The sequence below is a fragment of the Janibacter sp. GS2 genome (assembly GCF_051200835.1).
GTDB lineage: Bacteria > Actinomycetota > Actinomycetes > Actinomycetales > Dermatophilaceae > Janibacter.
On the sequence record NZ_CP195161.1, the window covers coordinates 2,741,747 to 2,754,605 of the forward strand.

12 protein-coding genes are annotated in these 12,859 nt (G+C 67.6%); 5 read left to right on the forward strand and 7 right to left on the reverse strand.

The annotated features are described in order from the left end of the window. Positions 1-135 precede the first annotated feature (135 nt). Positions 136-291 carry a hypothetical protein gene (locus tag ACR9E9_RS13170; protein ID WP_435199171.1) on the forward strand — a complete coding sequence of 52 codons (156 nt, stop codon included), beginning with the start codon at positions 136-138 and terminating at the stop codon, positions 289-291. An 87-nt stretch (positions 292-378) separates the two neighbouring features. Here ACR9E9_RS13170 and ACR9E9_RS13175 read toward each other — a convergent pair whose 3' ends face one another. Then, positions 379-2,766 (reverse strand): polyribonucleotide nucleotidyltransferase, encoded by a 2,388-nt coding sequence (locus tag ACR9E9_RS13175; protein WP_435199173.1) that lies wholly within the window; start codon positions 2,764-2,766, stop codon positions 379-381. Positions 2,767-2,947: 181 nt separating this feature from the next. Next, entirely contained in the window at positions 2,948-3,217 is a 270-nt protein-coding gene (gene rpsO / locus ACR9E9_RS13180) for a 30S ribosomal protein S15 (RefSeq protein WP_435199175.1), read from the reverse strand. 178 nt (positions 3,218-3,395) lie between these two features. Between rpsO and ACR9E9_RS13185 the strand changes: the two genes are divergently transcribed. Then, a complete protein-coding gene (locus tag ACR9E9_RS13185) occupies positions 3,396-4,805 on the forward strand; it encodes a sugar porter family MFS transporter (protein ID WP_435199177.1) in 1,410 nt (469 codons plus the stop codon). Between the two features lie 65 nt (positions 4,806-4,870). Here the strand turns inward: ACR9E9_RS13185 and ACR9E9_RS13190 are convergent, their stop codons facing one another. The 5 genes from ACR9E9_RS13190 to ACR9E9_RS13210 form a co-directional block, all read right to left on the reverse strand. Further along, entirely contained in the window at positions 4,871-5,974 is a 1,104-nt protein-coding gene (locus ACR9E9_RS13190) for an NAD/NADP octopine/nopaline dehydrogenase family protein (RefSeq protein ID WP_435199179.1), read from the reverse strand. Between the two features lie 25 nt (positions 5,975-5,999). After that, complete coding sequence (locus tag ACR9E9_RS13195) at positions 6,000-7,313, reverse strand: TRAP transporter large permease (protein ID WP_435199181.1); 1,314 nt, start codon at positions 7,311-7,313, stop codon at positions 6,000-6,002. Position 7,314: 1 nt separating this feature from the next. Further along, the gene (locus ACR9E9_RS13200; RefSeq protein ID WP_435199183.1) at positions 7,315-7,926 is read right to left on the reverse strand and encodes a TRAP transporter small permease subunit; all 612 of its coding nucleotides are present in this window, start codon (positions 7,924-7,926) and stop codon (positions 7,315-7,317) included. A 1-nt stretch (position 7,927) separates the two neighbouring features. Beyond that, entirely contained in the window at positions 7,928-8,965 is a 1,038-nt protein-coding gene (dctP, locus tag ACR9E9_RS13205; RefSeq protein ID WP_435199185.1) for a TRAP transporter substrate-binding protein DctP, read from the reverse strand. 152 nt (positions 8,966-9,117) lie between these two features. Next, positions 9,118-10,623, reverse strand: a complete 1,506-nt coding sequence (locus ACR9E9_RS13210) for a PAS domain S-box protein (RefSeq protein ID WP_435199187.1) — start codon at positions 10,621-10,623, stop codon at positions 9,118-9,120. A 164-nt stretch (positions 10,624-10,787) separates the two neighbouring features. On the opposite strand from ACR9E9_RS13210, the gene ACR9E9_RS13215 reads away from it, so the two are divergent. The 3 genes from ACR9E9_RS13215 to ACR9E9_RS13225 are packed head-to-tail and all read left to right on the forward strand — an operon-like array spanning position 10,788 to position 12,835. Next, positions 10,788-11,948, forward strand: coding sequence for a hypothetical protein (locus tag ACR9E9_RS13215; RefSeq protein WP_435199189.1), 1,161 nt, complete (start codon positions 10,788-10,790; stop codon positions 11,946-11,948). Between the two features lie 33 nt (positions 11,949-11,981). Next, positions 11,982-12,350, forward strand: a complete 369-nt coding sequence (locus ACR9E9_RS13220; RefSeq protein WP_435199191.1) for a hypothetical protein — start codon at positions 11,982-11,984, stop codon at positions 12,348-12,350. Between the two features lie 2 nt (positions 12,351-12,352). Further along, the gene (locus ACR9E9_RS13225; protein ID WP_435199193.1) at positions 12,353-12,835 is read left to right on the forward strand and encodes a nuclear transport factor 2 family protein; all 483 of its coding nucleotides are present in this window, start codon (positions 12,353-12,355) and stop codon (positions 12,833-12,835) included. Positions 12,836-12,859 lie beyond the last annotated feature (24 nt).

Sequence of the window (12,859 nt, forward strand, 5' to 3'; positions counted from 1 at the left end):
GGGCCCAGCCTACGAGCGGCGGGGGGACGCCCGCCGCCCCCTCCGCAGGACACGCCGCGGTCGAGTTCCGTTCACCTTGAGTTCACTTTGGGGTAGAGTCGCAAGTGAACACGACATGAACAAGGGGTGTCCACCATGACCGTGACCACACTGAAGGCGCCGACCGACGCCGCGCGCACCGCCCCGCGCCTGACCTGCACCTGGGTTCCCGTCCGCGGGGAGGACGGCCGGACCCGCATGGAGATGCGCTGGGTCGCCGAGCCCCGTCGACGCGCGCGCTCCGCCGCCTGAGGGAGCCGAGCCCTCCCCGGGCATGACGAAGGGGGCCGACCTTCCCGCTGTGGGAAGGTCGGCCCCCTTCGTCATGGGGTCAACCGGTCAGGCGTCCTGCGACTCGTTGGCCGCGGTGGACTCTCCGGAGTCGGTGTCGTCGCCACGGCGACGACGACGGCGCCCGCCGTCACCGCCCCCCTCGCGACCACCGTCACGACGGCCGCCACGACCGCCCTCGTCGTCGCCCTTCGCGCCAGAGGTCATCTCGGCCTCCTGCTCGGGGGTGAGGACCGCGGCGAGGCTGAGCTTGCCGCGCGGGTCGATCTCCTTGAGCTCGACCTGGACCTTCTGGCCGATGCCGAGGATGTCCTCGACCGCGTCGATCCGCTTGCCACCGACGAGCTTGCGCACCTCGGAGATGTGCAGCAGGCCGTCCTTGCCGGGCAGCAGGGAGACGAACGCACCGAAGGTCGTCGTCTTGACGACGGTCCCGAGGAAGCGCTCCCCGAGCTCCGGCATCTGCGGGTTGGCGATCGCGTTGATCGCATTGCGCGCAGCATCGGCGGACGGGCCGTCGACCGCACCGATGAAGACGGTGCCGTCGTCCTCGATGCTGATGTCGGCACCGGTGTCGTCCTGGATCTGGTTGATCATCTTGCCCTTCGGGCCGATGACCTCGCCGATCTTGTCGACCGGGACCTGGACCGTGATGATCCGCGGAGCGGTCGGCGCCATCTCGTCCGGGGCGTCGATGGCCTCGTTCATGACGTCGAGGATGTGCATCCGCGCGTCACGGGCCTGGGTGAGCGCGCCACCGAGCACCGAGGCGGGGATGCCGTCGAGCTTGGTGTCGAGCTGGATCGCGGTGACGAACTCCCGGGTACCGGCGACCTTGAAGTCCATGTCACCGAAGGCGTCCTCGGCTCCGAGGATGTCGGTCAGCGCCGCGTAGCGCGTCTCACCGTCGACCTCGTCGGAGACCAGACCCATGGCGATGCCGGCGACGGCGGCGCGCAGCGGCACACCGGCGTTGAGCAGCGACATCGTCGAGGCGCAGACGGAACCCATCGAGGTCGACCCGTTGGAGCTGAGCGCCTCGGAGACCTGGCGGATCGCGTACGGGAACTCCTCGCGGGAGGGCAGCACCGGCAGGAGCGCGCGCTCGGCGAGCGCTCCGTGGCCGATCTCGCGGCGCTTCGGGCTGCCCACGCGGCCGGTCTCACCGGTCGAGTAGGGCGGGAAGTTGTAGTTGTGCATGTAGCGCTTCTTGGTGACCGGGCTCAGCGAGTCGATCGTCTGCTCGAGCTTGAGCATGTTGAGCGTCGTGACACCCATGATCTGGGTCTCGCCGCGCTCGAAGAGCGCCGAACCGTGCACCCGCGGCAGGATCTCGACCTCCGCGCCGAGGGCGCGGATGTCGGCCAGACCACGGCCGTCGATGCGGACCTTGTCGCGCAGGATGCGCTGGCGGACCTGGGCCTTCTGCACCGAGCGGTACGCGGCCGAGAGCTCCTTCTCGCGACCCGCGAACTGCCCGGGGGCGTCCTCGGTGCCGGCGAGCGAGGCCTTCATCGCGTCCTTGATCTCGTCGAGGCGGGTCTCGCGCTCCGCCTTGCCGGCGATCGTCAGCGCGGTCGCGAGGTCACCGGAGGTGGCGGCCTCGACGGCGGCGTAGGCGTCGTCCTCGTAGTCGAGGAAGATCGGGAACTCCTCGACCGGCTTCGCGGCCTTGGCGGCGAGGTCGGCCTGGGCGTCGCACAGGACCTGGATGAACTTCTTCGAGGCCTCGAGACCCTCGGCGACGACCTCCTCGGTCGGGGCCTGCTTGCCCTGGTTCTGCACGAGGTCCCACGTGGCGAGGGTGGACTCCGCCTCGACCATCATCACGGCGACGTCGTCACCGCCGTCGGCGTTCTTGATGACTCGACCGGCGACGACCATGTCGAAGGTCGAGCGCTCGATGTCGCTGAAGTTGGGGAAGGCCACCCACTGACCGTCGATGAGCGAGACGCGCACCGCACCGATCGGACCCGAGAAGGGCAGACCGGAGATCTGGGTGGAGACGGACGCCGCGTTGATCGCGAGGACGTCGTACTGGTGGTCCGGGTGGACCGAGAGCACGGAGATGACGACCTGGACCTCGTTGCGCAGGCCCTTGGTGAAGGTCGGGCGCAGCGGGCGGTCGATGAGCCGGCAGGTGAGGATGGCGTCCGTGCTCGGACGACCCTCACGACGGAAGAAGCTGCCCGGGATGCGCCCAGCGGCGTACATCCGCTCCTCGACGTCCACCGTCAGGGGGAAGAAGTCGAGGTGCTCCTTGGGGTTCTTGCTCGCCGTCGTGGTCGACAGGAGCATGGTCTCACCGTCGAGGTAGGCCGAGACGGCGCCACCGGCCTGCTGGGCGAGGCGCCCGGTCTCGAACCGGACGGTGCGGGTGCCGAACTGACCATTGTCGATGGTTGCTTCGGCGGAAGTGATCTCAGGACCCTCCATCGGGTCCTCCTTTTCTCTCTACGTACCGGGCGCATCGTCGTTGTGCCCCGGCATGGTCTTGTGCTGTGACGTTCTTGGTGTCGTCACTCTTGAGTTGTCGTGCTGTTCGCCGGGCGTTGGGACAACCCCCGGATACGCGAAGAAGCGGCCCCTGTGGTTGGGACCGCTCTCCACGACGTACTTATCGGCGAAGGCCGAGGCGCTTGATCAGCGCACGGTAGCGCTCGATCTCGGAGTTCTGCAGGTAACGCAGGAGGCGACGACGCTTGCCCACGAGCAGCAGCAGACCGCGGCGGCTGTGGTGGTCGTGCTTGTGGTCCCGGGAGTGCTCGGTGAGGTCCTTGATGCGCTGCGTGAGCAGCGCGACCTGCACCTCGGGGGAGCCGGTGTCGCCTTCGGTGGTGGCGAAGTCGGCCATGATCTGCTTCTTGACGTCAGCGGTCAGCGGCATGCTGCGACACTGCTCCTTCTCTGGGTTGTTGCGCGGCGCGCCCGGGCTGGTTCACCGGGGCTCTGTGGATCCGCGGCCGATCAAACGGCAACTCCTCGAGATTACCAGCGTGCACGGCGACACCCCTAATCGAGCAGGCGCTAGCCTTGGCTGCCCCCATCCCACCCGAAGGAGCACCATGAGCACCTCGGCCACGACCGGCGCGGCAGCCCACGGCTACCACACCGCGAGAGTCATCCACCTGGCCGCGGTCGCCGCGCTCGGTGGCTTCCTGTTCGGCTTCGACACCGCGGTCATCAACGGGGCGGTGGGCGCGATGCGCTCGGACTTCGGGATGTCGGCCACGCTGACCGGCTTCGTCGTCGCGTCGGCGCTGCTCGGGTGCATGGTCGGCGCCTACGCCGCGGGGCGCCTGGCCGACCGCCTCGGGCGGATCCGGGTCATGGTCATCGCGTCACTGCTCTTCATGGTCTCCGCGATCGGGTCCGGACTCGCCTTCGGCCCCGTCGACATGGTCCTGTGGCGTGTCGTCGGGGGCTTCGGTGTCGGCGCCGCCTCGGTCATCGCGCCGGCCTACATCGCCGAGATCTCCCCCGCCGAGATCCGGGGTCGGATGGGCTCGCTGCAGCAGCTGGCGATCGTCACCGGCATCTTCATCGCGCTGCTCAGTGACTTCGCCATCGCGGGCGCGGCCGGTGGCTCCAACGAGACCCTGGCCTTCGGACTGGACGCCTGGCGCTGGATGTTCATCGCCGAGGCGCTTCCGGCCATCGCCTACGGCGTCCTCGCCGTCACCATCCCGGAGTCGCCTCGCTTCCTGATCCGGGTCGGTCAGGAGAAGAGAGCCCGCGAGGTCCTCTCGCAGGTCCTCATCGATGGCGTCGACACCCGCATCCGGGAGATCAAGCGCACGATCAACCGTGAGGCGCGCTCCTCCTTCGCCGACCTGAAGAAGCCCGGCGGGGGCCTGCTGCCCATCGTCTGGATCGGTGTCGCCCTGTCGGTCTTCCAGCAGTTCGTCGGGATCAACGTGATCTTCTACTACTCCTCGACGCTGTGGCAGTCCGTCGGCTTCACCGAGTCCGATGCCCTCGCGCAGACGGTGATCACCTCCGTGACGAACATCGTCGTCACCATCGTCGCCATCGCCCTGGTCGACCGGATCGGTCGGCGGCGCCTGCTGATCATCGGATCGCTGGGCATGACCATCAGCCTGGGCGCGCTGGCGTGGATCTTCAGCCAGGCGCCGATCATCGACAACGAGCCCGTGCTGTCCGACTCCGCCGGCCTGTCGGCCCTCATCGCGGCCAACGCCTTCGTCGTCTTCTTCGGTGCCACCTGGGGCCCGGTCGTGTGGGTCCTCCTCGGCGAGATGTTCAACAACACGATCCGGGGAACGGCGCTCGGCCTCGCGGCCGCAGCCCAGTGGCTCGCGAACTTCGCCATCTCCATGAGCTTCCCCAAGATGGCCGAGCTGGGGTTGTGGTTCGCCTACGGCTTCTACACCACGTGCGCCCTGCTCTCCCTCCTCTTCGTCCTGCGGTTCGTGCCGGAGACGAAGGGGGTCGAGCTGGAGGACATGGTCTGATCGTCCGCCCCGACGGCGGCGGCGACGTGCGACCTCGAGGTCATCGCACCGACACCGCCAGGGGGTCAGGACCGATGCCCGTCCTGCAGGAAGTGCTGCAGCTCACCCGGGGTGAACCCGGCCAACCCGAGGCGTTCCAGCGTCCGCCCCTGCGCATAGAGGTCCTTTCCGACCAGTGCTGACGCAATGCTGAGCAGGCCCGCCGCGACAGGGGTGGGGACCGCGGTCCACCGTCCGAGCGACACGAGAAGGGAGAGTCCCAGGCGGGTGTCCTCCTGCAGATAGCGGTGCTCCGTCAACTCCACCGGCTCGCGCCAGCCGTCGCTGTCCACGAGGCGCTGGTGCGCGCTGTCCCCGTACATCCACTCGTCGCCACCGGGCCGGTAGTGATCGGCGAGAGGGAAGTGCGGCCCCTCGTAGCCCAGTGCCTCGCGCAGCGCGATCCTCTCCTGGTCCAACGCGTCGGTCACCCGTCGCACCGCGGGTTGCGTGCCCTCGTTGTGGATGTCCCAGTCGTCGGAATGCTCCAGCGGTCCCGCGTTCATCATGATCAGTGGCGGATGGATGATCGGCCCCGCGTTCATCAGGGCCCCGCTGAGTCCGTCACCGCACTCCTCGATGCTCGGGTACGCCGCCCGCAGGACCGGGTACACCCGCCCGGACAGCCGCTCGGGGAACACGCCGGTGGGCAGCCGCGTGGCGTAGGCGCTCACCACGACCTCCGCACCCTGACGGCGTGCCAGATACGGCAGGGTCCCGGCCTCCGCGAAGGCCACCTCGGCGCGGTGGTCCGCCTGCGCCATGGCGCTGCCGAAGAGCACCGAGCCGAAGGTGCCGGGGGGCATGAGGACGACCTGCCCGTCGGTCAGGAGACGCACCAGACGGGGCGCCAGGTCCTCGTGCGCGGTGGCGGGCACGGCCACGACGACCAGGTGCGCCGCCGCCACCGCGTGTGCGAGGTCGGTGCAGATCTCCACCGCGCCGTCACCGTCCCCCAAGGGCACGGCGCGACTGCCCTCGCCGTCGGTCAGGGTGATGGCGCCCACGGACTGCACCTGCGAGTGAGCCCTCGCGTCGCGGCGCCACCACCGGACGGCGTGCCCGCGCGCAGCAAGGTCCGCCGCCGCGGCCCACCCACCGTGCCCGCCTCCCAGAACCGCGATCCTCACGAGATCACCCCGATCATCAGTGACGTCATGTCAACATCAGTCCCGGGAGAAACAGGACCAGGCTGGGGAAGACCGCCAGCAGAAGCAGCACCACGCAGTCGGAGGCGATCCACGGCAGAACGGACCGGTACAGCGTCCCCATGGACAGGTGCGGTGCCACTCCCTTCATGACGAACAGACTCATCCCGAACGGCGGAGTCGTGTTCGCGATCTGCAGGTTGATCAGGAGGAGCAGACTGAACCACACCGGGTTCCAACCGAAGGCGTCGACGATCGGCATGAACAACGGTGCGGTGACCAACATGATGGACACCTGGTCGATGAAGGCACCCAGGACCAGCAGCACGAGCATGATGACCACCAGCATGGCGGCGGTACCGCTCACGTGGGTCGTCACGCTCTCCACCAGCCCACGGGTGGCGCCGGAGAAGCTCATCAACTGGGCGTAGAGGGTCGACCCGAGCACGATGGCGAAGATCATCGTCGTGGTCCGAAGCGTGCCGACGCAGGTGTCGCGCAGCTCGCGCAGGCCGAAACGTCGCAAGGTGACGCCGACGAGGAGCGACGCGCTCGCGCCGATGGCCGCGGACTCGGTGGGGGTGGCGAGACCGAAGAAGATGCATCCCAGGACGATCGCGATGATCAGGCCCGGAGCCAGTGCGCGGCGCACTCCGGACCTCAGGGCCTCACCCAGGGACCGCCGACCCACGTACTCCGTGGGACCGTCACCACCTCGCCGGCTCCAGACGAGGACAACCACTGCGTACCCGGCTGTCATCAACAGGCCGGGAACGATGCCGGCGATGAGCAGCGGTCCGATCGGGACCTGGGCGATGCCGCCCCACAGGATGGCCAGTGCGCTCGGCGGCAGGATCATCGCCAGACCGCCGGAGGCCAGGATCGATCCCGCCGCCAACCGCGAGTCGTACCCCCGTGACTCCATCTGGGGAAGGAGGGTCCGTCCGAAGAGCGCGGTATTGGCCAGTGTGGAGCCCGACAGCAGACCGAACATCGCGCCCCCGCCGATGGCCACCATGGACAGCTTGCCCGGGAGTCGCCGGAGAGCGATCGAGATCTCATCCAGTGCCTCTTGGGCCACATGGCTCCTGAAGAGCACCTCACCCATGAAGATGAAGAGTGGGATGGCCGTGAAGGTGAAGCTGGTGACACTGTTCAGCACGCTCAGTGACACCTGGTTCAGCGCCGGCTCGACGCCCCCGTAGAGCACGAATGCCGCCAGGGTGCCGACCCCGAGCATGGCCCAGGCCACCGGTACCCGCAGGACCAGCAAGATGGCCAGCAGGCCGAGGAACGACCCCAGGAACGCGTACCACTCCATCTCAATCAGCATGGTCAGTCCGTCCGGTCCTCAGGTGTGTCAGGTCATGGATCGTCTTTCGCACCAGCACGATCCACACGAACGCCAGGCCCAGGGTCGCGGCACCGCTGAGCCAACTGCGTGGCAGGTCCAACTCCCCCGCCGACGTCGTTCCCGTCTGGAGGTCCGACAGGAAGGTGGTCCCCAAGGCGTAGATGACCACGCCGACGACGACGAGCTGGAAGACGTCACCGAAGATGTCCAGGCGGAGCTTTCCCCGGGGTCCGACGACGGCGTCGATGAGCTCGAGCCTGACGTGCTCATCGCGGTAGGACAACGACGAGACACCCATGACGACGAGCAACAACATCGCCACGGAGGCCAGGTCGATCAACCCGAGCACTCCCTGTCCCACCACGCGGAGCACGACACCAGTCGTCACGACGAGGACGAGCACGAGGACCACCAGGGCACCCATGGTTTCGGGCAGTCTGACCACCCACCACTCCGGACGCGCCAGGGCCTCTTGCTCAGCGGCTGACTGGTGCAGGTGACCGGCGCGGGCCACGTCCGATGCCTCTGCGCCGAGATCGTCGGGCACCCTCTCCACGGGATCCTTCTGATCGTCGCTCATGTCACTTCGTGGGCGCGGCCGCGCCACCGGGGACCGACTTCGTCAGGTCGTCGCCGTAGGCACCCTCGAACGAGTCACGGATCTCTTGGGCCTCGGGGCCCTTCGAGGAGATGCGGTCCCAGTCGAGCTCACCCCAGGCGTCCCGGTAGGCGATGTCGAGGATCTTCTGGGCGTCCTTGCCCTCGAACTTCAGCTCCTCGACACCCGCGTCGCGCCACTGCTGGGTCTCCTTGGTCGACATCTCGCTGAAGTAGTCGAAGATCTTCGGCTCCGACTCCTCCATCGTCTCGCTGATCACGTCCTGCGTCTCCTGATCGAGCGAATCCCACGTGTCCTTGTTGATCACGGTGTTCGCCAGGGACTCGTAGAAGCGCGGCGACATGTCGTAGGAGACGAGCTCGTCGATCCCCAGATCGACCGCTCCGACGGAGGTCCAGGCAGCACCGTCGATGACCCCGCGCTCCAAGGCCGTGTAGATCTCCCCTCCGGGCAGATCGACGGGGGTACCACCCAGGCTCTTGACCATGTTGGACGTGGCGGATGACACCCGGACCGACTTGCCCTTCAGGTTGGGCTCGTTGACCTCGTCCTTGAGCAGGAGCACCTGCGGGATCCCGGAGATGCTGTGGCCGACATAGTGCAATCCGGCGTCGTCGTGGATCTGCCCCCAGAGGTCGCTCACGCCCTCCTCGCGCTCTTGGCTCGGCGTGTAGGGAGTGAAGCGGGCGATCTCCAGGGACGGGACCTGCTCGACGTAGTAGTCGCCCGGGAGGTGGGCGCCATCCACGGCACCCGAGGTCACTCCCTCGATCATCACATTCGGCTCCATCGTCTCGGGGCCACCGCGATACTCGACCTCGATCCAGGGAGCCTTCTCCTCCAGCGCCTTCGTGAACATGAAGAAGCCGTCGTTCAGCGCGTGATCCTTCGGGAACGCGGTGACGAAGCTGAGTTTCACCGGGTCGTGGTCTCCGTCGGCACCCCCGCCCGTGCCGCTGCCACACGCCGCGAGCGGCGTCAGGATCGAAGCGATAGCCATGCCGGCCAGGATTCTTCTCACTGGGCTCTCCTTTGAGTCGTGTCCCCGGCCGTGGTCTCGTGGCCGTCGACTGTGGCGATGTCGCGAGGTGCATCACTCACTGACGCTGGACACTAGGTCGTGACCCGCATCACCCGGAATGAGAGATTCCTTTACTGCTCGTACAGGGCCGGATCCGACGCGACGAGGGGGATGCGCACCTCGGCGCGGGTTCCACGGCGTGATCCATCGGTTGCGTCGGGGCCGTGCGTGTCGAAGACCAGCTCGCCCCCGTGCCGCTCGACGATGCGTTCGCACAACATCAGGCCGATGCCCGCACCATCGGGCTTCGTGCCGAACCCCGGGCCGGCCAGGCCGTCCCGCGGCAGGACCAGGCCCCGGCCCTGGTCGGTGACCGAGCAGCACGCATGATCGCCATCTCGATAGGTGACCACCCGGACCCGGCTGCGTTCGGGTCCCAGGCTCGAGGCCTCCTCGATGGCATTGCCGCAGAGGTTGAGCACGACCTGACCGAGCAGGACGGGCTCGCCGAAGACCCCCAGGGGTTCCGCGCTCAGGTCCTCGACCAAGGTGACCCCGTGCTCTGCCGCGGACAGCCCCGCGAAATACAAGGTCTCGCGCACCACGTCCGTCAGATCGGCGGCGGTGCCGGCACTCTCCGTTCGCTGCACATAGCGTTTGACGCTGGCGACGATCTGCGCCGCCCGGGTCAGCTGCTTCGCCGCATTGTCCAGTCCGTAGCGCAACTCCCCTTCGTCGACCGCCCGTGAGTCCATGCGTGCCATGGCGCCCCTGAGGAAGTTGTTCGTGGCGGCCAAGGGCTGCCCCAACTCGTGGGCGATGATCATCGCGAGGTCCCCCATGGCGTTCTGCCGACTGAGACGATGGACTTCCGCGTCACGCCGGGTGGCCTCTCGCTCGAGCTCCACCCGTGCCGTGATGTCGCGGACGACCAGCATGCGCGACTCGATCCCGTCGTGTGCGACCTCCTCGAGATGGCCCGACAGCCACCGCTGGCTGCCACCCCGTGGACGCATCCGCAAGTACGTCTGTCCGGCGTGGGTGGCCAACGCGTCCTGGACGCCTTGGCCGCGCAAGGTCGGCACCACGACCACGACGTCCGACAGAAGTTGACCCAAGGCGCGTTCCGCCGGCAGTCCGAAGAGCCGGGCGGCGTACGGCGAGGTGTCGACGATCCTGTTCTCCTGGTCGAGCAGGACGATCCCGACAGAGGCGTGGGACATGATGCGCTGGAGGTAGCCCGCGGTCCGTTCGAGCTCCTCGTGGACCTCGACCTCGGCGTCGATGCTCCGGAACTGGACCATGACGACGACGCCACCCTCGAGCTCGAGGCGGGTGGCTATGGCATCGGTGAGGAACTCGCGCCCGTCGCGGCCGCGGTACTTCCACTCACGGCGACTCGTGCCGTGGGTGACCGCATCGGCCAACCAGGCCACACCCACCGATCGTCGGTACTGCTCCTCCTGGGCACTCATGTGGTGGGCCTTGAGCGGACGCAACTCATCGAGGGTGAAGCCGAACATGCGGCAGGCCGCGGGGTTGGCCCACAGGATGTTCTTGGATGCCGCCTCATGGATGAGGACGCCGGATTCGGTGTGGAGCATGATCTGCTCGAAGTCCTTGCCCGAAGGGAACACCGGGCCTCCTTGGTCGCCGGTGGCGGCATGATCTCTGGTTCGGTGCCGCTCATCCAGTTGGTGATTCCCTTACCGCCGGGGCGGGGAATCACCAATGGCGGGAGGCCGCGGGACCTTCCTATGTTTGTCGTCATCACACAACGTCCGACCAGATGGAGCGCGCGGTGACGAACAAGTTTGCGATGGCCGAGCCTGCGGGCCCCGCTCGAGACAAGGCCTTCCACGAAGCCCTCGACGTGCTGAGGGATCGTCGAGACGAGTTCAACGACCAAGGATATGTCCCTCGGGACTACGTCGAGATGCTCAAGCGTGCCGGCATCTACCGGGCGTCCACTCCGAGTGTGTTCGGCGGCGAGCCCATGCCCCCGCACGAGTTCCTCGACCAGATCGAGCGGATCTCCGCAGTCGACCCGGCCACCGGCTGGGTCGCCAGCTTCGGCTCGGCGCTGATCTACCTCAGTGCCCTGCCCCTGGAGGTCCAGAGGGAGCTCTACAAGGACGGCCCTGACGTCGTCTTCGCCGGCGCCCTGTTCCCGATGCAGGACGCAGAGCCGGTCGAGGGCGGGTTCCGCTGCAGCGGGCGCTGGCAGTTCGGCAGCGGCTCCGCCGGTGCCGACATCTTCGGCGTCGGCCTCAAGGCCCCCGACGACCCGATGGGCCGACCACGCAATGCGATCATCAACCCCGAGGATGCCGAGATCATCGAGAACTGGGACGTCTCCGGCATGCGGGCGACGGGTTCGAACGAGATCAAGCTCGACGATGTCTTCGTTCCCGAGGAGCGCACCTTCATCCGTGGCGACGCACCGAAGGTCGACGAGCCGCTCTATCACTACCCTGCCGTGGCCTACGCCGCCCAGGTGCTTGCTGTCGTCACCCTCGGGGCCGCACGAGGTGCGCTGGACTACGCCCGCGAGGTCGGCAGCCTGCGCACCAGCATCACCGGCGGCTCGCGTCGCGGTGCACGCGCCACCTACCAGATCGGGATCGCCACGGCCGAGGCCCAGCTGCGCGCGGCCCGGGCGTGGTTCTACGAAGCCACCCGCGAGGTGTGGGCCATGGCCGAAGCCGGCGACGAGATCTCCGAGGAGCACCTGGTGATGTTGCGTCTGGCCACCACCCACGCGGCACACGAGGCCCGCAAGGTCGTTCTCAGCGTCTTCGACCTTGCCGGCACCGGCGCGATCTACCGCACGCACCCGTTGCAGCGGTACCTGCAGGACAGCATGGTCCCGGCGCAGCACGCCATGCTCCAGTCCGGGACCTATGAGGCCGGTGGCGCTCTCCTGATGGGTGCACCCGCCGGTATCCCCAGCTTCCCCTGACACCTCACACTCCTCGAAAGGACGGAACGAGTCATGGTCAACGATCCCCTGCGCGTGCTCTTCTGCATGGGCATCAACCAGAATTTCTTCGACCTGCCGAAGTCCGAGATCGGCTCGGTCTGGACCGCGTTCGCGGCCATGTTGCGTGACATGGAGGACATGGACGGTGTCGACGTCCTGGGCAACATGGACGATGACGCGCATGTCGTCGGGCCGACCGATGGATGGCCGTGGACCGCCTACGTCCTGGCGGACGTGCGCGACCAGGAGACCGTCAAGGCTGCCTGCAACCTCTTTCGCACCACGATGGTCAGCGACGACCACGCGCTGTGGCGCTACGCCAAGATCGAGGCGCGCATGGGGCGATCGCTGACCATCCGCTCGGACGTCAAGACGGACTGACCATGGCAACCCTGGAGACCAGGCTGGCTGTGCTCGAAGCCCGGGACGCGGTGACGAGCTGCCTGAACCGATACCTCGACCTGTGCGACGTCCCGGGACCGCTGCAGAGTCCCGACCAGATCGGCGAGCTGTTCACCGAGAACGCCGTCTGGGAGGGCATCGGCTCGGCCCACGCGAGCAGGTTCGGGGCACAGCAGGGGCGCGCGGCCATCCAAGAGATGGTCTCGGGCTTCCTGCCACCCGTGGAGCACTTCCGGCGCAACAGCCACCACTTGGCCACGGGACACATCGAGACGCAGGGCGACACCGCCAGCGGTCGTTGGTTGATGATCCAGCTGTCCGGATACACCGACGGCACCGCGGACCTGCTCGCGGCCCGGCTCACCGTCGACTTCCACCTGCACCCGCGTACGGACGTGGGGCCGCGCGTGCTCATCTCGCACTTTCGCACGGAACGCATGTTCGACGCGAAGGTCGCGCCCTGATGACCGCCCGGCCCGCCGTCACGA